Below are 19,589 nucleotides of genomic sequence, written 5' to 3' on the forward strand. Positions count from 1 at the left end.
GCTCGGCAGTTCGCCGGCTGGATCAAGCCGGCCTCGACAATGCGACGGCTGAGCTCCTGCTTTCGCGCAAGCGGGCGGAGCTGGAAGATTTGATGAAGCGAGGCCATTCCGATGCCGTCAGATCCGCTGAAATGGTACGACCACAACGCGGATAATCCGCCCTGGATCAAGGCGCTCGCCGAAGTGCGGACGTTGGCCTGCCGCGAAGGCTGGTGCTACCAGCACGTCCAGGCCATCATCGTCTCGATCGACCAATACGCGGAAGCCGCACTCGGCAATCGCGGATACTTCCTCAACAAGCCGCATCGCATCGGCGGCAGCAGGAACGATCACGTTCCTTGATGCGCGACGTCGCCCGAACCCTTGGCGCGCGCGACTTACTTCAAGCGGCAGATGGTTGCTTCAAGCGGCAGATGGTCGCGGAACAGGTCATCCCCGGCGGCGTTTGCCTTCATGACCGAAACGCTGATGACAACGATTGAAGATTCCTTCCAGATCGCCTGGGACTATCTGGAGGCAACGGGCGAACTCGGCCATCCCGACACCGCAGCCAATCACCTGCTCGACACGATCGAAGCGATGGTTCGCCGCGGCGAGCGCCGCCGGCTGCTTCTCTCCAACACCGCCATCGCTGCCTACCAGCGTTTTCGAGCCGAACAGGGCCTGTCGCTGGCGTCATAGGAACGGGGCTGCGGCTGGAACGTTCTGCTCCTCACGCGGGGTTGGTCGCACCTCGCGAAAGCTGGGGAGGATCTTATGGAAAGCGGTTTCAAGAGCGCTGAAGCGTATCGCGCGACGGCCTTGCTCTGCCGTCAACAGGCCGCGTGCGATCCGGACAATAGCTGGAGGTTGCTCGGTGAGGCCGAGCGGTGGGAATACCTCGCCGAACAGATCCTTGCATCCCGCCAGAATCGCGCGGCCGAGGGCGCCAAACCGGCCATCGAAACGGGAACAGCACGCATCGCGCCTTCGCAGCCGAAGGCTACTCCGTCGCGGCCGCCCCGCTATGGGTAGGTAGTGCTTGTCGCAGCATCGCTGCCGGTGGCCGTTAATCCACCTTACCCGGGCGATCCAGCTTGGGTCACGATGTCAGAGGAACCCGACATAAAGATCGGAGTTGCCGTTCTATCGCCGTCCGCCCCTGGCCTCCACCGGCGATGAGAGTGTCGTGCTCCCGCCTGAAGGCAGGTGAGCAATGTGCAAACGGTGCGCCGAACTCGACGGCAAGATCGAACACTACCAGCGTATATCAACGCATATGACTGACCAGCTCACGCTGGACGGGATCGCCGGTTTGATAAAGCAAATGATGGCCGAAAAGGCCGCGCTCCATCCCGAGCAAAAGCCGTGAGCGATTCCTTTCCATGGATCAGCCGGTAGCGGTCTTGCCGATTACGCTCTGACGGTTGATGGGATTTTGGCCGCGTCCTGCAATCCGCGCGACAACGCGTGCAACGAGCGCCAGGCCGGTGACCACGCCGCTCGACGGCGTTTTTTGACTCTGGATCTTCTGTGGCTGCTGCTTCGGTTTCCCGTTTACGGTAACGCGGAGACAACCGGTCGTACGCGTTCTCCATCCCGTGAGCACCGTGATGAAATCAATCAGCGCGACGCATCGACGCATTCCACGCAGACTTCGGCATTCCCTCATGGAACGGACGCCGGGACAGGGGATTTCCCAAGGGTAACCGATGCAGGAGAACCCGATGAGCAAAGAAACCCCGAAGGACGATCCCCGGCAGCGAACCGACTGGGGTTCGCATTCCCAGACCGACAAACCCTGGAAAGGGCCTCCCGAGAAGGAGCAGAAGCCGAGCGACAAGACGCCCGATCTGGAGAAGTGGCAGCAGAGCGACACACACTAACGATAGGCGCCAAGGAAGGGCGCAACGATGGGCGCCGGTGCGAAAAATGATGGGCAAGGCGGTCATCTGTCGATCGCGATCGTCGTCGCGAGCCTGATCGGGTTTGCGGTCCTTGTGATTCAGGTCCGCCCGCTGCGGCGCACCGAAAACAAAAATGAGCCGAGAAAAATGAATCGTCCCAGCGGGACGCAGTTGAGGAACAACTCCCGGTACGGCTGGTTCTACCGCAACACAATCCAACAGCTGGAGGCCGGTATGGCGAAAGAGAAAGCACTGCAGGACCTGTTCCTCGATACGTTGAAGGACATCTACTTCGCGGAAAAGAAGATCCTCTCGGCGTTGCCGAAGATGGCCAAGGCGGCGCAGTCCCCAAAACTCAAGGCGGCTTTTGAAAAGCACCTGGCCGAGACCGACGGCCAGGTCGAGCGGCTGGAGCAGGTGTTTGCGTCGATCGACGAGACCCCGAAGGGCAAGACCTGCGATGCCATCATGGGAATCATCGATGAAGGCAAGGAAGTCATGGACGAGTACAAGGGCATGCCCGCCCTCGACGCCGGCCTTCTGGCTGCCGCGCAGGCCGTAGAGCACTACGAGATTTCCCGCTATGGCACGCTGAAGACTTGGGCGAGTGAACTGGGTTACAAGGACGCCGTAAAGCTGCTCGACGCGACGCTCAAGGAAGAAAAGGCGACGGACAGCGCCCTGAGCCAGCTCGCGGAATCCGAGGTCAACCGTCACGCCGAGACCGCGCAAGCCGCGTAATCAGGCAAGCGGACATCATCGAAGGGCTCCAGCCTTACGCTGGGGCCCTTCTGCGTTTGCTACTCGCGATCACATAAACGCAACGGAACCGACCGCGCCCCGGTTCATTGGTGTCTTGACCTCCAAGGAGACAGACAATGGCAAAACAGAATCCAGTCAAAACGGACGGCAAGGTTCCGGCACGACCGCACGATTCAGGCAGCCAGGCCAATGAAACCGTTGACGGCCTCGACGCCGAGACCGAGGCGTTGCGACACGCTGCCGAAGATACGCCGTCTGCCGCAGCACCCGACGATGTCGAGAAGGTGCCGGTATTCGACCGCGCAGGCCGGGCGCCGAAAATCTGATCGGACAGCAAGCGCGCAAGCTACGAGACTGCACGTGAAATGCGAGGGTGAGGCCATGAAGTTCGGATACGCACAACCATTTTCCTTCAACATCGGCCATCGCCCGGAAACTGTCGTTTCCCGCATTCGTCACGGCGTCACCGAAATAACCCTGAGCGACGGCCGGCTGGTTCGCGCGACGCTTCACGTCAAGGATGTCAGGATTGACCCGAACAAGCCCGGCTCGGTTGACGTTTCATACAATATCATTGCCGAGATCATGAACACGCCGGACGTGCCCATTCTCGACGTGCATGAGACGATCCAGTGATGAAAAACCATCGGGCGGATTACGCGAGCACCAAACCTAATGCCACTTGAGTGAATCGGTAGGCGCAAACTCAGTGCACCTCTCTCGCTCGAGGGGTCGAGACGAGCGAAGCTCGCTCTTAGGTACCTGCGCTCGAAGAGCGCGGCGGGTGGGGGCTCTCTCCATACGATGACTCGCGGCGACGCCCCACCCCAGCCCTCATCCGCCGTCATCGACGGCAAAGATGGAAGCCCAGACACCTCGCAAACATTCAATCCTGTTCACGCACGCGGATCTCCAGCCGGGCGTCGGCGAGGGCCTCGACGACGCATTTTGCTATTTGTTTGGCTTCCTCAAAGCCCATGCTTCGCTCGGGATGATCCTTGAAGCATTCGCAAATTGCATCTGCAATGATCGAGTTAACCTGATGCGGATCAACCATGATTTGCCACCTCCATGGGGCGGCGCGTTTTTCGTGTCTGAAGAATCCCGATCGCAGCTTCCTGAAAATCCTCCAGCTTCATGATGCGTCGATGAAACCGCAGTCTTCAGATTTGGTTCCGTCTCCTCCGCGAGGAGCAACGAGGGGGCACTGAAGATTGCCATTTCTTCCCGGTCATCGTTGCAGTGCACCCAATATCTGCTCAAGCGCATCGGACCGAGACAAGGTCTTATGTTGTTCGCGATTGGAACCTTCCCAATAGGATTTCCATTATCGGGTTACGCGGCGCACTTCCGTGTCGGGTTGGCTCGCGCATCGCTAGATAGAGGTTGGGCCCCCAGCTGGCCTGGCATTTTCAAGCTGCTTGATCGGCGCGACGCGGCGGGAAAGCGCGCGTCGCAAAGCGCATGATGAACTGCAAGTTCGATCGTTAGCAAAACGAGGAGAGAAAAATGAACGGTTTGATTTATCTGGTTGGATTGATCGTCGTCATCCTGGCCGTACTGTCTTTCTTCGGGCTGCGCTGACATGGTGAAACAGATCGAACCCGGCGCGGCTCCCATTGGAGTCCCCCCGAGGTATTTGAATTGGACGCCGGCGATCCTGGGTGCGCTGGTGGCCACCGCGCTTTCGTCGATCCTGTTGGCGTTCGGCGCGACCATCGGATTGGGGATTTCGTCGACGGCGCCGACGTGGCGGGACGCGTCCGCCGCACTTTGGATTCTATCGGGACTGTATCTCATTATCCAGGCTGCACTGAGTTTCGGCGTGGGAGGCTACATTGCGGGGCGAACGAGTGTCGCGCCGGCCGTCTCGGATGTTGACGAAATCGAACAGCGCGACGGCTTGCATGGTCTCGCTGCCTGGGCGCTCGCCGTCGTGCTCGGGGTGGCGCTTGCGGCGTTGCTCGGAAGTGCGTCCCTGACGCGGTCCAACAGCAACATGTCCTCTGCAAGGACGAGCGCCGCAGAGCCGCTGTTAAGCTATGAGATCGACCGGTTGTTCAGGCCCTTGCGCCGCGCCGCGAACGTGGACCTTTCGCAGGAGCGGGCGGAGGCCGGAAGAATCCTCCTGACGTCGTCGAGCCACTCGGGAATGAGCAGTGAGGACCGATCTTATCTGGCTCAACTCGTCGCCGCGAGTACTGGTCTTGCCGGGCCCGAAGCCGAAAAACGGGTCGATGGCGTAATCGCAAGTTCTCGGACTGCGATAGCCAAATCTCGCCGGAGCTCGGTGATCCTCGCTTTCTCCGTCGCCGCGGCCCTGTTGCTGGGTGCTGTCATCGCATGGGCAGCGGCAGGTATAGGCGGGCGCCACCGTGACGGTGCGCCGATGCCGCATTGGATGGGTGCTCGCGGCTCTGGAGTTGCTTATCGACGCGAACCTGCGTGAACCGGGCGGGGTGAGGTGGATCGGATGAGAACCCCCGACCTCGCCCCCGATGCCGTATTGATCGCATGTCCAAAATGCAACGCGTGGCCGATGGCGTTGAACATCGTGAAGCCGTCCTGGTCGTCTCGGCCGATGATTCAATTTACCTGTCCGAAATGCCATTTTACCTCCGAGGCAGAACGGCGCGGATACGCGAGACCGGGCTCCGACTAATCCTTGCGCCGCCGGCCATTCTCGTATCGCGCGACGGCGAGGCGCTCGAGATCAAAGCCACGGCTGGTATCTTGGCGACGAGTTCGTGCAATGGCGCAGCGGGCGCCGCGATCGTGATCCTGCTGTGGACTTTATAACTCCGCGCAAATATTCCTGTTTGGATCGTAGGTGACCAAAGCGATTGCCGTTGCGCGGTCGAGTATTACGAAAGCCGCGACGCTTGCGAATCTGCCTCGGCAAATGCGGTCCGCGCGCTGAGTGGTCTTCTCGGTGGGACGGAGTTGACCCGCACATCGCAATCGAGATTCCGTGCTCGCAGAAGCCTGCGGCACAGTCTCGCGTCGACGAGATGGTTAGCTATGCATGCAGCCGATCGCCGCGCTTGAGTTCGTGGTGCGGGTTGGCGTTTGCGTAACCCGCCTCTTCTGTCGTCAACGAACGATCGGGGATGGAGCTGATAAAATCCCTGTGCAGGTAAGTTGGTCTCTTGGTGCCATCGAACAGCACGGCAACGCCCGTGTTGCGATAGCTAATTCCGGTAACCGTCCCGGTCTTGCCGGCCAGCGCCGGGCACCGGACTGATCCGAGTTGGTTCACCTTGAAACGAGTGCCGACAACCAATCTGTTGATTTGGTGCGCCATCCGTCCACCCGTTCAATTGAGCGATTGCACAGCCTTCAGGTAGGGACCGATTGAAATCGCTTCTGGTGTCGTTGTCTGCCCGATAGGCGACAGTTCATTGCAGTCAGTTGCTGCTTGTTCCCGATCCAGGCGAAGCGGTGCCAGGCTTCCGTCTCTTCGGCGCCTTGCGTGTCTTGACGAATAAACGCGGAGCGGTAGGTATTGCAGGCTGACCCTTTCGAACGGAGGGCGCACCTTCGAATTAATTTGGAATAGTTCGCGCCCCCTCGTACTATGTCGGGGACCTGACTTAGGTCTCACCCCTCAAAACAGAACTCGGCATGGAGGCGGTTATGGAATTAATCCGCGGTGAAGAGGTGGCTGTTTTGGAAAGCCACACCAACAAGATCTGCAGCACATGCGGGAAGCGGTTGGCCCTGATTCGAACGATAGTGAATCCTCGCACCGGCTGCATCGTCCACATGTTTGAATGCCGGTGCGGCCAGCGCACGTGGGAAGATTAAAGACTCGTTCGGCCTCGGCAACGTGCGGCCAGACAGGCGCTACCTGGGCGTTGCTTTTCCGGCATGCCGGCGGACGAATTCCTGCAGGAAGCTCGGCAGCTCTCGCATCTGATCCGAGCAACGTTTCTGCAGCTCGTGGGCGACGTCTGCTGAAACGTCTCTGCACCATCCCTCAGCGACATTAAAACCGGCAACGCGGACGGGGTTGCAGTATTGACCCTCCAGCAGATCGCGCACGACCGTTTCGAGGCCGGTATCGCCGACACCACTGCCCCGCCATGCTCGGCCGAGGGAGCCAAAGTCATCGACCACCAGGTAGACCTCTCGATTGTGCTCGTTTGGAACGATCGATGGGGTCCAAATGGACTTACTCATAAAGCAACTCCACGCAACGATACCCGTACACAACAGCGCAGAGTGATTGCTTCAGGACGGCGAAAAGGCCCCGGATCGCTCCGGGGCCCTGGCATTGGCAAGAGGTACATCCGCTCTTGCCAACCGCCGCACTTTTCCGTGGCATCAATAGCCAAGACCCTGCAGAGACCTGCACCGCATTCGGCCGGACCCGTCAGGCAGAAAGGTGAGAGAAGAGGCAGTCAGATACTGCCTATCGCCCACTCAACGGCATGAAGGCTGCAGTGACAAACGATCCGATCAGCCCGGCTACGCCGACCAGCGCGAAGTAAATCTTGTATTCCATCCAAAGTCGCGATCCTGCGGCACTTCTGGGCATCATAACCCGGCTCGTCAGCGAGCTGCAGTCACTCTTCCGGAGTACTCCGATACGCGACGGCCATGACCTTCGTTCGGTCATTGGCGCCGTCGTCATGATCGAAGAGCGTCCGCGCAGTATGCGGCGAAAAGTATGATCGCCATCATGCGGAGGGGATTGGGCCCAACGGGTCCGCGCGTAGCGCGGCCCGATAGCAGGCTCCGGCGTAATCCGCCGTTGATCGACGACAAAAGAGGCGGGGTTGCGCAAATGCTAATGCGCCCACGAACTGCGAACCGTCGACAAGACCGAAGACGGCTCAATCCACTGAATCAACAGGCAGTATCGTCCTGACGCGCTGGCCGCGCTCCAAGAGCGATCTGAAGTGACAAGAACCTGCGCCGGCGAACTGCCTTCCGGCAGTTCGCCTTGATTTCCGGCATCACACCCATCCGCGTCATTGATCCGTTGTTCAATGACGCGGCTGGTACATGCGCTGCCTAGCGTATTTGGCCACCTCGCGACTCCCAGTACGTAGGCGTCCCGTAGTACTGGTGGGTGCGCGCTTCCCAATCTCGATCCTCCCACGAGTCATCACTGAACTCAGGCGCGTCCTTCAGCTGTTGCTCGGTGATGTTGGTTCGAAAACCACCAAGCGACGTATCAAATGTCAGAGCGCCCCAGGGAATGGGATAGTGGCTGTGGCCCAACCCGGCAAAGCCGCCAAAGCTCATGACGGCATAGGCCACGCGACCTGACATCTTGTCGATGATGAGGTGATCGATCTCGCCGATATTCTTTCCTTGTGCACCGTAAACCTCGGTGCCCTGAATGTCTTCGCTCGAGATGCAGTGATGATCCGGATGGGCTGTTGCACGGGCCATGGTTTCGTCTCCCTAACTGGTGGTTTGTCGGCTTAACTCGGCCGCTACGGGGTCGTTCCTAATTCCGGAGAACATTTCACAGCGCCAATCACCGATCTGTCGTCGCCGACGGAGAAGCGATGGAACCGCCGCCAACGTCGGTTCGAGAGGTCTATGCGGCCGCGATCGGCAGCGCTCATCGCGCGAGCCTTGCATTTGCGCGACAAATTGACCCGACGGGCAAGTCAATTCGGTTTATAGGAAATCACCGATCTGCGCCCAGAGTTCGCCCCGGCGGCAGTGACGATCTCGCCGTCATGCTGGATTCCAAGGCGCGTGCAGGGGTCGCTGAGACGAATGCTGCAATGATGGCAATCAGAATTGATGTCGAACGCATAAGTGGAATTCCTTCCCTCGCGCCGATCTCAACAGTCTGCCGATCTCAACAGTCTAAGGTAATTGACCCGATCCTGGTGCTGCCGCCCATCGGCTTCGACCCACGCCAAGCGGGCACAAAAAACGGCCCCAGCGTCTAAGGGGAAGCGTGCGCTGAGGCCGTGAAGGCATATGTCCAGTATCCCTCCGGACGGGACAGCAACGCAACAAATTGCCACTTGTTCCCGAAATAGGTACTCCGAACTGGTTCGAAAAGATCAATCAAGTTGCGGTAACTTGGCAAGAACCCGCTGGCAACCGCCGTTGCCACGCGGCATGGCGGCCCCAGCGCAAGCGCCAGGCGCGCTGGGGCCGCCTATTCACGGTTCGGAGCCGCCAACTGAGGTGACGCGCTAGCTTCGCAAATTGCGCCTGCGAATTGCTTTAGCGCTCTCTTTGGCCTCTTCTTCGTTTTCACTGATCAGATTCGGCCTAGGGCTTTTCCGTTTTTCCCGAATGCCGGTTTTGGTGGCTCGATGGTCGCGCGGTGTACTGACGAAGATATTCGAGACCTGCATTCTCGCGAAGTCCTCCCTCAGATCCTTGAAGAACGGGTGCCGCACCTTGCCCTCGGCGGACTTCGCTCGGTAGTCGATCTCGGCCAGCAGCTGGGCCTCAACCCAAGGGCATCCGCGACAAATGGACTCGACGGGCAAATCACTTCCGATTTCAAGAAATCATGTCAAAATCCTGAATTTCTGCAAATCAAAGATATTGCCCTGCACCCCAAATCACCTACACATCGCGGGGGACGCAGAGTGCGAATCTCAGCAGGACGTCATTTTGTCAGCATGCCCTTTCGGAGGTTGCCAATTTCTAAGATGATGATACCGGCGAGTATCACGGCCAGATCCATGCTTCGTAATGTCGAATTGTCGCCTTTAGCCGGTGCATCGACCTCAGCGGGGCAGGGGCAAACGCGATCGGCATGGGTGGCCTTGCGCGGGTTTCGGTCGAATGAGCCGGGACGATGCGAATGTTTCGCGAGCGCACGTCAGCGTTGGACAAAAAAAGGGCCAGCCTGACGGCTGACCCTCTTAATCTGCATCTCAAAAGTCGTCAGTAACGAGAAGCCGCCGCGTTGCCCCAACCGAACCGGTAGTTCAGGCCGGCCTTGATCGTATGCTCGTCGTTGCGGAATCCAACAGCGGTGACGACGCCAGCAGCGCTGGTAAAGAGAGCGTTCCGGGTACCGAAATCGTAGTACTGGTATTCGATTTTGCCCGACCAATTCTGAGTGAACAGGTATTCGAGACCGCCGCCGACGGTGTAGCCGTCGCGACCGCCGCCGCCGTTTGAAAAGGTGCCGCCGCCAAAACCGTTGGTGAGGCGGGAGTCAGCCCAGGCATAACCGCCCTTGACGTACACCAGCGCCGGACCCCACGTGTAGCCAAGGCGGCCGGTGACCGAACCTAGTCCGCGGTTGACGAAGGGATTGTTGTTCGTGTCGAGGAAGCTGTAGTTCGCTTCAAGGCCGAGTACCCAGTTCGGTGAGAATTGGTGGTCGTAACCAGCCTGCACGCCGCCCATGAACACACCGTCGTTGCCGTTGGTGCCGGTGAAGCCGGGGGCAAGAATGTTGTTGTCGCCACCGAATGCGCCGCCGACGTGACCACCGATGTAAAAGCCAGTCCAGTTGTAAATCGGGGAGGCCATCATTGGGGCTTTAGTGTAGGGACGGGCGGCCATGTCAGCTGCCGATGCTGTACCTGCCAAGGCGGCTAAGGCGACAGTAGCAAGGAGGAACTTTTTCATTTTGATCTTTCGTTTTATACTGTGTCTCTGCAGCTAGCGCGCAATGCGCAACATTTGCTGTAGCGCGGATGACACACAGCGCGCCATACTGATTGAATCAGTGCCAGGCCCGGTCGGAACTTTAACGGCGCGCGGGCGGCAATCTAGGCGGTGATTAGCCTGCAGTTCGGCAACTAGCTCGGCAATTCCTCAGGCGGCCTCAGTCTGTCGGTGCCAGCGGTGCTGCATTCAGCAGATTGGATACTGCGGTTACGAGCTGCGCTGGCGCAAATGGTTTGGTGAGAAGGATGCTGTTCGGAACGCCGTGGACCGGCCATTGGTCGGCGGCAGCACCGGTCATGTAGACGACGGGGAAATTCGGGTCCAGCTCTCTCGCCTGTTTGGCGACCTCCCATCCGTCGATCCTACCGAGCAGATTGATGTCCGTTACCAAGACGCGATACGGGAGTTTCCTGCCCTTCAACAAGGTCACGGCTTCTTCGCCGGATGCTGCCAAAGCAGGTTCGTAGCCCCCTTCACAAAGTGCTTCGTCAAGGATCACTTGAACGGCGGGATCATCTTCGATGACGAGGACCAGAACAGTTTCCATCAGTTTTCCCCGCCGCCGAAAGAAACACGCGGTGGTCTCGGATTGGTTCCACCGCTTATGTACAAAAGTATACTTAGCTCATGCGCAGAAAGCTATTAAGCGCTTAGACGACCTTAATTCCTTTCCGTCACCATCGGGAAAAAATGGCAGCTGGCTGACCGGAGAGTGGGATGGTAACTTCAAAGGAAAGCGAACGTCGGGTGAAGTTCGAACACGGCCTGAGCGCGCACATGATGGCCATTGACGGCACCTGGCGCCGGGACTGCGTCATCAATGATATATCTGACGGGGACGCCAAGTTGACGGTGAATGTCTCGATTGAAGGGCTACAGCTTAACGAGTTTTTTCTCCTGCTTTCCTCCACCGGTCTCGCTTATCGGCGCTGCTCTCTTAAATGGGTAAATGGAGACCAGCTGGGCGTCTCGTTCCATCGACAGAAGGGCAAGAAGGTTAACCGACCTTCGAAAGATCCTGAGTTTGCTGAATAACACATTGGGTCAGTTTGAATGTGGCAGCCCAGATGTCCAGGAATCCGCAGGCCAATGAAAAAGGCCACAGGCGTCGCGCGCTGCGGCCTTGCCGGGAAAATTGAATGTCAGTGCAATGCAGACTCCCAGTCCCGATAGCGCCGAGGCTGCCGCAAGACTTTCGATCCCGGAAGTTATATTTAGTGTTTCAAGAAGCGGAACATCCAGCATGTTGCAAGGGGGAGACAGTTCCTACCTCCCATTGCTCGCATGCGGGACAAGTATGCAAGAGAAGCGATCGACTGTGCCGGCTACGTTGTTACGGTGCCAGCAGCCTCACTCGGGCTAAAGAAGCAATGATACCCCGACTTAGCCCCGCCCTAACCGGCGGGGTTTTTCGTCTGCGCGACATCGCTATAACCTGTCAGGTCTCCCAATCCATTGGCAAAAGGGTGCGTCAGTTCGCCATCTTGGAACCGTCGATATATAGCCGCTAGAGCCTTAATGAGGTGGTGGGGCGGCATCATCGGAAATGGCCTTCGGCGTTCACGCCCGTCTGGGGTCGTCTCTCTTTGCGCGGCATCTGTAAGGCGCAACATGCGGGGAGACTGCATTCAAATGCTGCCTATTGCCCAGCAACCAACATGATCATTGCTATTACGCTTGCGGCAAACAACGCGACCGAGCCGAATACGAAAAGGGTGTGGTAGGTTTTGTCCTCGTCCACCTGATGCAGGTCCTCAAGCTTCGAGACTCGATCCTGTTTCAGGCATAGCCTAACTTTTGGCACGGACATTGCGGTCACTATTCCGGAGTACGTAATTCTACGAGCGTGTTGAGATCGGCACTGCGCGGTATCTTTGATCAACTCGAGGGACCGGGAATGTTCATTGTGCGGGGCAAGAGCGATCTGGCTGGGGACACGGAAGTGGTCCGGGACATGCCCGCTGACGCCATCGAGACATCAAACGATTTGCTTGCTCAAGGATGCACTCAAGTAACGATTGAAGCCGATGGCCGGGTCTATCCTGTGGCAGAGTTCGCGCTTTCCCTTATCGACCCCAGGGATTAGATAGGTGCTCAATTTTGGCGTCGCGGCGTTGGCATTGCAACGATCAAAACTAAATCCGTTCAAGACTGAGGGGACGACAGGGAAACCCCAATAACAATCAGCGCCCCCATCGCGAGAAGCAGCGAGGCATATCCCGCGATTTGCACCCAGTCCCAATGCTGACGCTGGTTCATCCTCAGATTTTCGACCCGGCCAATTCGGGGCATTATGATTCAGGTCAACAAAAGCCCAAAAATGAGTAAGTGCCTCTGTCCCGGCTCAACATTCGCTTGATCGGCTAAACGTCGAGGCCACTGATTTGGAACGAACCTTCCGGGGGCGAATTCATTGGAGACTACCGGATGGCAGCTCAATGACATCCGTTGGAATGGCGGCCTCAGCTCTCCCCAGTGCTGGGGCCGTTTTTGTCTCGATAGCAAGTCCAAGCGCGATCCACGACACGGACACAAACCAGGAAAGGCACAAACTGACCTGAACCAAAGAGGAGGGGAGTTTCGGGAACAAGTGGCAATGGAGGTAGTCGAACAAATACGGCCGAAGCACGTCTCACCCCCCGACGGGCCGTTTTCTTTTGGAGATGCAAGGATCAGGCGAACAGCTTCGCGCCGGCCGGCGTGAACTTCACATAGATGCCGCCCTCGTGCAGCAACAGCCACCCCCGTGCGACCGCTTGATCGAGGCCTGCCTTGTATTCGGCCGGACCCGTCAGGCAGATAGGTGAGAGAAGAGGCAGTCAGATACTGCCTATCCCCCACTCAACGGCATGAAGGCTGCAGTGACAAACGATCCGATCGGCCCGGCTACGCCGACCAGCGCGAAGTAAATCTTGTACTCCATCCAAAGTCGCGATCCTGCGGCACTTCCGGGCATCATAGCCCGGCTCGTCAGCGAGCTGTAGTCACTCTTCCGGAGCGATGGCTGTCGCAGGTGACCAAAGCGCTGATGAGCGGTCGGAAAACGCGAAAGAACGCGACGCTTCCGAATACGCATCGGCAAATGCACTCTGCGCGCTGATTGGTCTGCTCCTTTGCGCGACAAACTGACCCGACGGGCAAATCACTTCCGATTTTAGGAAATCATGTCAAGTCCTAAATTTCCGAAAATCAAAAACATTTCTCTTCCCTTCCACCCCAAATCACCTGCACATCAATAGCCATCCCGTCCCAATCAGAGGGGCGTTGGCCATCGTCACGACGAGGGACGGGTTGCGGTGGACGCTGAGGTTGCGATTGACGGTCGCGGCTGAAGCGTACGGCGAAAGCGTGTGGTCCTGGCGCCCGTAACGGCGTCAAGCCTTTCGGGAGCTAACGCTTCCGAGGGGCGACGGTGGCAATAGAGGCCGTCTCACCGGGGAGAGCGCGTTATAAGCCGTAAAGCCATTGCGCAGGGAATGTCGGATGTTCTCCGCTGCCCTGTATGCTCGTGTGCAGCCTTCTTAGCACAATCGCACGCGAGACCGCGGGTGCAGCGCGCATCCGGCATTCCCTGCGCCCTCTGAATTCATGAGGGCGAAACGATCCTTACAACTCGGGCGCTTCGCGCCGCGGGATCGCGGGGGTGTGTGTTTGACCTCAACTCGTCATGCGCGGGCTTGACCCGCGCATCCATCAATCTTCGCGAGGGCGTTTTTCGAAGACGATGGATTGCCGGGTCCCGTCTACGCCAAGGCTTCGACGAGGCACACAGCCCATAGGGTCGCCGAAGCTTTAGCGAAGGCGGCAAGCCAGGCAATGACAGATTGAATGAGGTGGCATTGCTTGAAATTCAAACCTGAGCTCGTCCGGTCAGGACGATGGTGGACGCACAAGGGATCGAACCTTGGACCTCTCCCGTGTGAAGGGAACGCTCTCCCGCTGAGCTATGCGTCCGGGATTCGGCGAAATCAGCGCCGTCAGAGCCCGCGATTTACGAAGTGAGGGCCCATAGTGTCAAGCAAACAAAGCGGCCGAATCGGGACATAGCGTTTTCGCGCGAAGTGGAGGCCGGTTCGCGTGAAGAAAACGCGTCAAAAAAAGTTACGCCCCTTGCTGGCGGGCGCGGGAGGCGTGCGACTGCAGGGCCCGGATTCGCTCGGCCAGGGTGCCGCCGCCTTCGGAAGGCGTGGTGGCGGCGGTGTCGTTGGCCGGCTTGGCCGGGGGCTTGGGAGCCGCCGGTTCCGCGGCCAGCATGGCCTCGATCGCCGAATTCGGTCCCTCCAGCTGGATCGCCAATTTGGCGACCTCGGCGGCGATGTCGTTGATGCGCTCGCGCAGCAGCGCGTTCTCCATCCGCTCGGTGGCCCAGGAGCTTTCGGCCTGCTGCTGGATCGCGTTGATGTCGCGCTGCAGCTTGGCGCGTTCGTCGCGCGCGACACGAAGCTGTTCCTCGACCGCGGCCTTCTCGCTGCGCAGTTTTTCGATCGCCGGCGAATTTCCGCCCTGGCTCAGGGCCGCGATCTCGACACGCAATTCCTTGGTCGTGCGCTCGGCGACGTCGTTGGCCTGCTTGAGCTGGTTGTTCTCGAATTCGCGTTCGGCCAGGAGCTTGCCCTGGGTGGCGAGCCGCGCCTCGAGATCGTTGACGCGGTTGCCGAGCATTTCGGCTTCCTTGACCTGGATGATCAGCTGCCGGTCCAGATCGGTGACGCGCTGGCTCAGATTTTCGACGCGGCTGCGCGCCTCGTTGAGTTCACGCGTCGCGTTCTCGGATTCGCTGCGCTCCTGCGCGAGCCGGGCTTGCGTCGCCGCGAATTCCTTTTCGGCGTCGCCGACGCGGCCCTTCAACTCCTCGATCTGCGTGCGCACCGCGACCAGCTCGACCTGGCGGCTGTCCGCCACCATCGAACGGTCGGACAGTTCATGATTGATCTTGGCAAGTTCGCCCTGCTTGTCGGTCAGCGCCCTTTCGGCGCCGCGCAGCATCTCGGTCTTGGCCGAAAATTCCTCTTCGGTGGCGCGCAGCTGTTCTTTCACCGCCTTCTCGCGCGCCTCGAGCCCGAAGATCGTGGCGTTCTTCTCGCCAAGCTCGATCTTCATGCGGTTGATCGCGTCGGATTTCTTGCCGAGTTCGGCAAGCTGGCTGGTGGTCTTGTTCTTCAGCTGGTCGACGCTCATCTCGAGCCGCCGCGCCGACATCGCGAATTCCGCGCGCAGCTGGTCCTTGTCGGCCTGGATTTCCGCCATCGACAGCGGGGTGGCCGCTTCCAGTCGCCGGGTCGTCAGCCGGACCGCGCGGTTATGCACCAGCGGCACGATCATCAGGCCAAACAGCATCGAGACCAGAAAACCGATCGCCAGATACATGATCGGTTCGATCATGGATGGTCACTCCCCGAGGGCGTAAAGAATTCGTTAATCACAATGCCATGGGGGACCGGCAAAAGGCCAGCCCAATGCCGCGTTAACCTGAATCGTGAAGATCAATGTGGGGGCATAGCGTTTTCGAGCGAAGTGGACCCCGGTTCGCGTAAAGAAAACGCGTCAAAACAAAAACTGGAGCCCGGTTCTGATGCAATCAGAACCGATCAGGCTCCGCTGTTCAGGAAACCGTTGCTCAGGAAAAAGGTCAGAACGGGTTCCAGGTCGCGCGCGGGGTAAATTTGAGATAGCCGATGTTGGCGCCGAGCCGCAGACCGATGCCGGAGCGGATCGGCACCAGCACGATGTTGTTGGCGGTGAGCGCGGTCATGCCGAAGCCGCCGACGATATAGGCCGAGCCGTCGATGCCGGCGAAGCGCTGATAGATCGCGTTGGTGGCGGGCAGGTTATAGACCAGCGTCATGGTGCGGGCGCCGTCGCCGCCCCAGTCGAAACCGACCGACGGGCCCTGCCAGTAGACCCGCAAGTCGCCGGCGTTCTTGGTGTAGAGGGTGCCTTCGCCGTAGCGCAGGCCGGCGACAAAGGCGCCGGAGCCTTCCTCGCCGAGCACGTAACCGTTCGGCAGACCCCATTGGCTCACCGCGCGCTCGATGATCGATGCCAGCCCGCGCGAGACGTTGCCGAAGAATTTGTGGCCGGCGTTGACCAGCTCGTCCGGCCCATAGGTCGCCGGGCCCTGCGCGCGCTGCGGCGGCGGCGCCTGCTGGTACGGCGCTTGCTGCACCGGAGCCTGCTGGTACGGCGCCTGTTGGCCCGGTGCCTGCAGTGGCGCCTGTTGCATCGGCCCCGACTGCTGCGCAGGTGCGGGCACAGTCCAGCACATCAGCGCGGCGAACGTTACCGCGGCAAGGCGTGAGACGAAAATCATCAAAGAACCCCTGGTATCGAAATTCTGGCCGCCGCCTTAACCTGACGCCAACAAGCACGGCTCTAGGTTGCGTCCAGTGTCCCCTCGACTCGTATGTTATCGGTATCAACTATGACGGCACAACGGCAGGAAAGATATGGTTGGCGCCCCGGAATGGCCATTTTCGCCCTGTGGGCAGGCTTTTTCGGCGTTCTCTGCCATGATTTCACCGCCCTTGCCGCGACCACCGAACGCGTGGTGGTCAATCGCTATTCCGGCCTTGCGATCGAGGGGTTTGATCCCGTCGCCTATTTCACCGATTCCGTGGCCGTCCAGGGCGTGGCGGATTTCGAGGCCGCCGAGGCCGGCGCCGTCTGGCGCTTTCGCAACGAGGGCAATCGCGCTTCCTTTGTCGCCCACCCCGAGGTCTATGGCCCCCAGTTCGGCGGCTACGATCCGGTCGATCTCGGGCGAGGCGTTACCTATGCCGGTAACCCGCGGTTCTGGGCGGTCGCAGGCCAGCGGCTCTTTCTGTTCGGCCGCGAGGAAAACCGCGATGCTTTCAAGGCCGATCCTTCGCGTTTCCTGAAAGACGCCGCCGCCCACTGGCCTCGGCTCGAACAGGGTCTGGCGCAGTAAATCAGAAGGAGGCCTCCGGATCGCCCCAGGCGATGAATTCCGGCACGATGAAATCTTCGCGGCCAGCACCAAAATGCAGCGCGGCACCGGTTGAATTCGTGATCTTGCCGCCGGCGGCTGTAACCACCGCATGGCCCGCCGCCACATCCCATTCGCAGGTCGGCGACAGGCGGGGATAGATGTCGACCGCGCCTTCCGCCACCCGGCCGAACTTGACCGCCGAACCGAGCTCGGCGCGCACCGCTCCGGGCCGTGCGGCAATAAAGGCTTCAGTGCGGTCATCGCCATGCGAGCGGCTGACGGCCACGGTCCAGGCTTTTCCCCTGATCGGGCAGGGCCGCGTTCGGATCGGCTCGATCCGCGGCGCGCCGCCGTCAATAAGGGTCAGCCGCTCGGCGCCCCGGCCGACGATGCCGCGCCAGATCAATCCAAGCGCGGGCGCGCTGACGATGCCGAGCAGCGGCACTCCGGCGGTCACCAGCGCCAGGTTGACGGTGAATTCGGCGCGGCCGGCGACGAATTCCTTGGTGCCGTCGAGCGGGTCGATCAGGAAGAAGCTGTCCTTGTAAGGCAGCTTCGCCAGATGCGTCCGCTCCTCGGACAATGACGGTATATTTGGCGCCAGCCGCGCCAGGCCTTCGCCGATGATGCGGTCGGCGGCAAGATCGGCTTCCGTGACCGGCGATCCGTCGGTCTTGCCATCGACCGTCATGGCGGCGCGGTTGACGGCAAGGATCGCGGCGCCGGCCCGGATCACCAGATCGGTCAGCGGCTCGATCAGGGCGCTGGCGGCCATATGATCGATAACGGGCGGAGTTGCCTCATTCATAAGCGGGGCTCATTTGCTGTTCGTGTTCCCTTGACCGGTGCCGGCCTGTGCTGGCAGCTCGCGCCTGCGCAGTGTATCAAACCACCGAGCATGCGTGATTCGTAATTGTCCGCCGGCAGTCTTGCAGCGATTGGGGACTGCGCGGCCTTCCAGGAAAATCTGATGTCTGACACTCCGTCTCCCGGCGTCGCTCCTGACGCCCTCGAACTTGCGGCACTGCTGTGTTCGCGGGTCTGTCATGATCTCATCAGTCCGGTTGGCGCCATCGTCAATGGGCTGGAGGTCCTCGACGACAATCCCAAGCCCGAAGATCGTGAATTCGCGCTCGATCTGATTCGCAAGAGCGCCAAGACCGCCTCGGCCCGGCTGCAGTTCTGCCGGCTGGCGTTCGGCGCGGCCGGCTCGGCCGGCGCGCAGATCGACCTCGGCGACGCCCAGACCATGGCGCGCGGCCATATCGAGGACGGCAAGATCACCATCAGCTGGAATTTGCCGCGGCTGCTCTTGCCGAAGAACCGCGTCAAGCTGCTCTTGAACATGCTGGTCATTGCGCAGCAGACCATCCCGCGCGGCGGCACGCTGACCATCGACCCGATTGGCGACGGCGAGACGATGAGCTTTCGCGTCACCTCGGCCGGCCTCAACGCCCGCGTGCCGCAAAACATCGCCGACTTGCTGAGCGCAAGTTCGACCACCGCGATCGATGCGCATGCGGTGCAGCCATATTATACCCGGCTTTTGGCGCAGGCCTGCGGGCTCGCCGTGACGCTCGCGCTCGACGGCGACAAGGTGCTCGTGACCGCCGCCTGAGCGCCGCCACGCGGCGATTATGGTTAACCAAAGGTTGATATTGGACGGCTGGATTCATTGCAGCCGTCTTATCTCTTTGTTGAGGCCGTTCTTTTCCATTTGCTCAACCAATATTAAACGCTTTGCATAGAAGCTGGCCAAGTTCCGTCGGGGCACGTCGATGTCGCGTGCCGGTGCGTGCGAAGGCCGGTTTCATGGATGATTTGTTGCGGGAATTTTTGACCGAGACCAGCGAGAGCCTGGATACGGTCGACAATCAGTTGGTGCGGTTCGAGCAGGACCCGAACAACGCGAAGATTCTGGATAACATCTTTCGCCTGGTGCACACGATCAAGGGCACCTGCGGCTTCCTCGGCCTGCCGAGGCTGGAAGCGCTGGCCCATGCCGGCGAGACCCTGATGGGCAAATTCCGCGAGGGCATGCCGGTCACCGCCGGCGCCGTCACGCTGATCCTGTCCTCGATCGATCGCATCAAGGAAATCCTCGCAGGTCTCGAAGCCACCGAGAACGAGCCGGAAGGCAGCGACGAGGACCTGATCGAGAAGCTGCATCTGTTGGCGGAAGGCGGGGCGCACGATGCGCCGGCGGAAGCCGTTGCCGAACCCGCCCCCATGATCGCTTCGCCCCCGGTTCAGCCCCAGGCTCCCAAGGAGACGCAACTGGCTCACGGCACGCTGGTGGATCAGGTGCTGGAACGGCCGCTGCGTCCCGGCGAAGTCTCGCTCGACGATCTCGAACGCGCCTTCCGCGAGACCGCCGT

The 19,589-nt window shown here is 59.9% G+C and carries 23 protein-coding genes, 1 tRNA gene and 1 pseudogene; 14 read left to right on the forward strand and 11 right to left on the reverse strand.

What is annotated here, in order from left to right; translation table 11 throughout:
* Window positions 1-111: 111 nt before the first annotated feature.
* The 7 genes from JQ574_RS18335 (at window position 112) to JQ574_RS18365 (ending at window position 3,284) form a co-directional block, all read left to right on the forward strand.
* The gene (locus JQ574_RS18335; RefSeq protein ID WP_212001304.1) at window positions 112-342 is read left to right on the forward strand and encodes a hypothetical protein; all 231 of its coding nucleotides are present in this window, start codon (window positions 112-114) and stop codon (window positions 340-342) included.
* A 126-nt stretch (window positions 343-468) separates the two neighbouring features.
* A complete protein-coding gene (locus tag JQ574_RS18340; protein WP_249119417.1) occupies window positions 469-681 on the forward strand; it encodes a hypothetical protein in 213 nt (70 codons plus the stop codon).
* A 75-nt stretch (window positions 682-756) separates the two neighbouring features.
* A complete protein-coding gene (locus JQ574_RS18345) occupies window positions 757-1,014 on the forward strand; it encodes a hypothetical protein (protein WP_212212019.1) in 258 nt (85 codons plus the stop codon).
* A 692-nt stretch (window positions 1,015-1,706) separates the two neighbouring features.
* A complete protein-coding gene (locus tag JQ574_RS18350) occupies window positions 1,707-1,865 on the forward strand; it encodes a hypothetical protein (protein WP_212211854.1) in 159 nt (52 codons plus the stop codon).
* 255 nt (window positions 1,866-2,120) lie between these two features.
* Window positions 2,121-2,627, forward strand: coding sequence for a ferritin-like domain-containing protein (locus JQ574_RS18355; protein ID WP_212211986.1), 507 nt, complete (start codon window positions 2,121-2,123; stop codon window positions 2,625-2,627).
* A 137-nt stretch (window positions 2,628-2,764) separates the two neighbouring features.
* The gene (locus tag JQ574_RS18360; RefSeq protein ID WP_212211853.1) at window positions 2,765-2,974 is read left to right on the forward strand and encodes a hypothetical protein; all 210 of its coding nucleotides are present in this window, start codon (window positions 2,765-2,767) and stop codon (window positions 2,972-2,974) included.
* 55 nt (window positions 2,975-3,029) lie between these two features.
* Window positions 3,030-3,284 carry a hypothetical protein gene (locus tag JQ574_RS18365; RefSeq protein ID WP_212211852.1) on the forward strand — a complete coding sequence of 85 codons (255 nt, stop codon included), beginning with the start codon at window positions 3,030-3,032 and terminating at the stop codon, window positions 3,282-3,284.
* Window positions 3,285-3,534: 250 nt separating this feature from the next.
* On the opposite strand, the gene JQ574_RS18370 is transcribed toward JQ574_RS18365, so the two are convergent.
* A complete protein-coding gene (locus JQ574_RS18370) occupies window positions 3,535-3,705 on the reverse strand; it encodes a hypothetical protein (RefSeq protein ID WP_212211850.1) in 171 nt (56 codons plus the stop codon).
* 528 nt (window positions 3,706-4,233) lie between these two features.
* Here JQ574_RS18370 and JQ574_RS18375 point away from each other — a divergent pair.
* Complete coding sequence (locus tag JQ574_RS18375) at window positions 4,234-5,097, forward strand: hypothetical protein (protein WP_212211848.1); 864 nt, start codon at window positions 4,234-4,236, stop codon at window positions 5,095-5,097.
* Between the two features lie 65 nt (window positions 5,098-5,162).
* On the forward strand, window positions 5,163-5,447 hold the full coding sequence (locus JQ574_RS18380) for a hypothetical protein (protein WP_212211846.1): 285 nt from the start codon (window positions 5,163-5,165) through the stop codon (window positions 5,445-5,447).
* 220 nt (window positions 5,448-5,667) lie between these two features.
* Here JQ574_RS18380 and JQ574_RS18385 read toward each other — a convergent pair whose 3' ends face one another.
* From JQ574_RS18385 to JQ574_RS18395, 3 genes are all read right to left on the reverse strand, one after another.
* On the reverse strand, window positions 5,668-5,952 hold the full coding sequence (locus JQ574_RS18385) for a hypothetical protein (RefSeq protein ID WP_212211844.1): 285 nt from the start codon (window positions 5,950-5,952) through the stop codon (window positions 5,668-5,670).
* Between the two features lie 542 nt (window positions 5,953-6,494).
* Entirely contained in the window at window positions 6,495-6,830 is a 336-nt protein-coding gene (locus JQ574_RS18390) for a hypothetical protein (RefSeq protein WP_212211842.1), read from the reverse strand.
* Between the two features lie 837 nt (window positions 6,831-7,667).
* Window positions 7,668-8,051: a PRC-barrel domain-containing protein gene (locus JQ574_RS18395; protein ID WP_212211841.1), complete on the reverse strand. Its 384-nt coding sequence runs from the start codon at window positions 8,049-8,051 to the stop codon at window positions 7,668-7,670.
* A 119-nt stretch (window positions 8,052-8,170) separates the two neighbouring features.
* On the opposite strand from JQ574_RS18395, the gene JQ574_RS18400 reads away from it, so the two are divergent.
* On the forward strand, window positions 8,171-8,566 hold the full coding sequence (locus JQ574_RS18400) for a hypothetical protein (protein WP_212211839.1): 396 nt from the start codon (window positions 8,171-8,173) through the stop codon (window positions 8,564-8,566).
* A gap of 426 nt (window positions 8,567-8,992) precedes the next feature.
* Here the strand turns inward: JQ574_RS18400 and JQ574_RS18405 are convergent.
* The 3 genes and pseudogenes from JQ574_RS18405 to JQ574_RS18415 all read right to left on the reverse strand — a co-directional run.
* Window positions 8,993-9,088 (reverse strand): annotated as a pseudogene (locus JQ574_RS18405) (DNA ligase); the annotation flags it as partial.
* A gap of 436 nt (window positions 9,089-9,524) precedes the next feature.
* Window positions 9,525-10,220, reverse strand: a complete 696-nt coding sequence (locus tag JQ574_RS18410) for an outer membrane protein (protein ID WP_212211837.1) — start codon at window positions 10,218-10,220, stop codon at window positions 9,525-9,527.
* A gap of 199 nt (window positions 10,221-10,419) precedes the next feature.
* The gene (locus JQ574_RS18415; protein ID WP_212211835.1) at window positions 10,420-10,809 is read right to left on the reverse strand and encodes a response regulator; all 390 of its coding nucleotides are present in this window, start codon (window positions 10,807-10,809) and stop codon (window positions 10,420-10,422) included.
* 170 nt (window positions 10,810-10,979) lie between these two features.
* On the opposite strand from JQ574_RS18415, the gene JQ574_RS18420 reads away from it, so the two are divergent.
* Window positions 10,980-11,297, forward strand: coding sequence for a PilZ domain-containing protein (locus JQ574_RS18420; RefSeq protein WP_212211833.1), 318 nt, complete (start codon window positions 10,980-10,982; stop codon window positions 11,295-11,297).
* Window positions 11,298-14,141: 2,844 nt separating this feature from the next.
* Here the strand turns inward: JQ574_RS18420 and JQ574_RS18425 are convergent.
* The 3 genes from JQ574_RS18425 to JQ574_RS18435 all read right to left on the reverse strand — a co-directional run bounded on the left by JQ574_RS18425 (window position 14,142) and on the right by JQ574_RS18435 (window position 16,572).
* A tRNA-Val gene (locus JQ574_RS18425) sits at window positions 14,142-14,216 on the reverse strand.
* Window positions 14,217-14,363: 147 nt separating this feature from the next.
* Window positions 14,364-15,644 carry a hypothetical protein gene (locus tag JQ574_RS18430; protein WP_212211831.1) on the reverse strand — a complete coding sequence of 427 codons (1,281 nt, stop codon included), beginning with the start codon at window positions 15,642-15,644 and terminating at the stop codon, window positions 14,364-14,366.
* 247 nt (window positions 15,645-15,891) lie between these two features.
* Window positions 15,892-16,572, reverse strand: a complete 681-nt coding sequence (locus JQ574_RS18435; RefSeq protein WP_212211824.1) for a DUF1134 domain-containing protein — start codon at window positions 16,570-16,572, stop codon at window positions 15,892-15,894.
* A gap of 153 nt (window positions 16,573-16,725) precedes the next feature.
* On the opposite strand from JQ574_RS18435, the gene JQ574_RS18440 reads away from it, so the two are divergent.
* Complete coding sequence (locus tag JQ574_RS18440; RefSeq protein WP_249119418.1) at window positions 16,726-17,190, forward strand: YHS domain-containing (seleno)protein; 465 nt, start codon at window positions 16,726-16,728, stop codon at window positions 17,188-17,190.
* A 1-nt stretch (window position 17,191) separates the two neighbouring features.
* Here JQ574_RS18440 and JQ574_RS18445 read toward each other — a convergent pair whose 3' ends face one another.
* A complete protein-coding gene (locus JQ574_RS18445) occupies window positions 17,192-18,019 on the reverse strand; it encodes a 3'(2'),5'-bisphosphate nucleotidase CysQ (protein ID WP_212211820.1) in 828 nt (275 codons plus the stop codon).
* A gap of 162 nt (window positions 18,020-18,181) precedes the next feature.
* Between JQ574_RS18445 and chpT the strand changes: the two genes are divergently transcribed.
* On the forward strand, window positions 18,182-18,829 hold the full coding sequence (chpT, locus tag JQ574_RS18450; protein ID WP_212211818.1) for a histidine phosphotransferase ChpT: 648 nt from the start codon (window positions 18,182-18,184) through the stop codon (window positions 18,827-18,829).
* A 194-nt stretch (window positions 18,830-19,023) separates the two neighbouring features.
* A partial coding sequence (locus tag JQ574_RS18455; RefSeq protein ID WP_212211816.1) for an Hpt domain-containing protein occupies window positions 19,024-19,589 on the forward strand: 566 nt, incomplete at its 3' end.

The organism is Bradyrhizobium sp. AUGA SZCCT0158 (assembly GCF_018130065.1).
Classification (GTDB): Bacteria; Pseudomonadota; Alphaproteobacteria; order Rhizobiales; family Xanthobacteraceae; genus Bradyrhizobium.

Coding starts and splice junctions, on each gene's coding strand:
- JQ574_RS18390 (WP_212211842.1), bottom strand. CDS start 6,830: ATGAGTAAGTCCATTTGGACCCCATCGATCGTTCCAAACGAGCACAAT.
- JQ574_RS18435 (WP_212211824.1), bottom strand. CDS start 16,572: ATGATTTTCGTCTCACGCCTTGCCGCGGTAACGTTCGCCGCGCTGATG.
- JQ574_RS18385 (WP_212211844.1), bottom strand. CDS start 5,952: ATGGCGCACCAAATCAACAGATTGGTTGTCGGCACTCGTTTCAAGGTG.
- JQ574_RS18420 (WP_212211833.1), top strand. CDS start 10,980: ATGGTAACTTCAAAGGAAAGCGAACGTCGGGTGAAGTTCGAACACGGC.
- JQ574_RS18365 (WP_212211852.1), top strand. CDS start 3,030: ATGAAGTTCGGATACGCACAACCATTTTCCTTCAACATCGGCCATCGC.
- JQ574_RS18375 (WP_212211848.1), top strand. CDS start 4,234: ATGGTGAAACAGATCGAACCCGGCGCGGCTCCCATTGGAGTCCCCCCG.
- JQ574_RS18395 (WP_212211841.1), bottom strand. CDS start 8,051: ATGGCCCGTGCAACAGCCCATCCGGATCATCACTGCATCTCGAGCGAA.
- JQ574_RS18440 (WP_249119418.1), top strand. CDS start 16,726: ATGGCCATTTTCGCCCTGTGGGCAGGCTTTTTCGGCGTTCTCTGCCAT.
- JQ574_RS18355 (WP_212211986.1), top strand. CDS start 2,121: ATGGCGAAAGAGAAAGCACTGCAGGACCTGTTCCTCGATACGTTGAAG.
- JQ574_RS18430 (WP_212211831.1), bottom strand. CDS start 15,644: ATGATCGAACCGATCATGTATCTGGCGATCGGTTTTCTGGTCTCGATG.
- JQ574_RS18400 (WP_212211839.1), top strand. CDS start 8,171: ATGGAACCGCCGCCAACGTCGGTTCGAGAGGTCTATGCGGCCGCGATC.
- JQ574_RS18370 (WP_212211850.1), bottom strand. CDS start 3,705: ATGGTTGATCCGCATCAGGTTAACTCGATCATTGCAGATGCAATTTGC.
- JQ574_RS18380 (WP_212211846.1), top strand. CDS start 5,163: ATGTCCAAAATGCAACGCGTGGCCGATGGCGTTGAACATCGTGAAGCC.
- JQ574_RS18340 (WP_249119417.1), top strand. CDS start 469: ATGACAACGATTGAAGATTCCTTCCAGATCGCCTGGGACTATCTGGAG.
- JQ574_RS18415 (WP_212211835.1), bottom strand. CDS start 10,809: ATGGAAACTGTTCTGGTCCTCGTCATCGAAGATGATCCCGCCGTTCAA.
- JQ574_RS18410 (WP_212211837.1), bottom strand. CDS start 10,220: ATGAAAAAGTTCCTCCTTGCTACTGTCGCCTTAGCCGCCTTGGCAGGT.
- JQ574_RS18360 (WP_212211853.1), top strand. CDS start 2,765: ATGGCAAAACAGAATCCAGTCAAAACGGACGGCAAGGTTCCGGCACGA.
- JQ574_RS18345 (WP_212212019.1), top strand. CDS start 757: ATGGAAAGCGGTTTCAAGAGCGCTGAAGCGTATCGCGCGACGGCCTTG.
- chpT (WP_212211818.1), top strand. CDS start 18,182: ATGTCTGACACTCCGTCTCCCGGCGTCGCTCCTGACGCCCTCGAACTT.
- JQ574_RS18350 (WP_212211854.1), top strand. CDS start 1,707: ATGAGCAAAGAAACCCCGAAGGACGATCCCCGGCAGCGAACCGACTGG.
- JQ574_RS18445 (WP_212211820.1), bottom strand. CDS start 18,019: ATGAATGAGGCAACTCCGCCCGTTATCGATCATATGGCCGCCAGCGCC.
- JQ574_RS18335 (WP_212001304.1), top strand. CDS start 112: ATGCCGTCAGATCCGCTGAAATGGTACGACCACAACGCGGATAATCCG.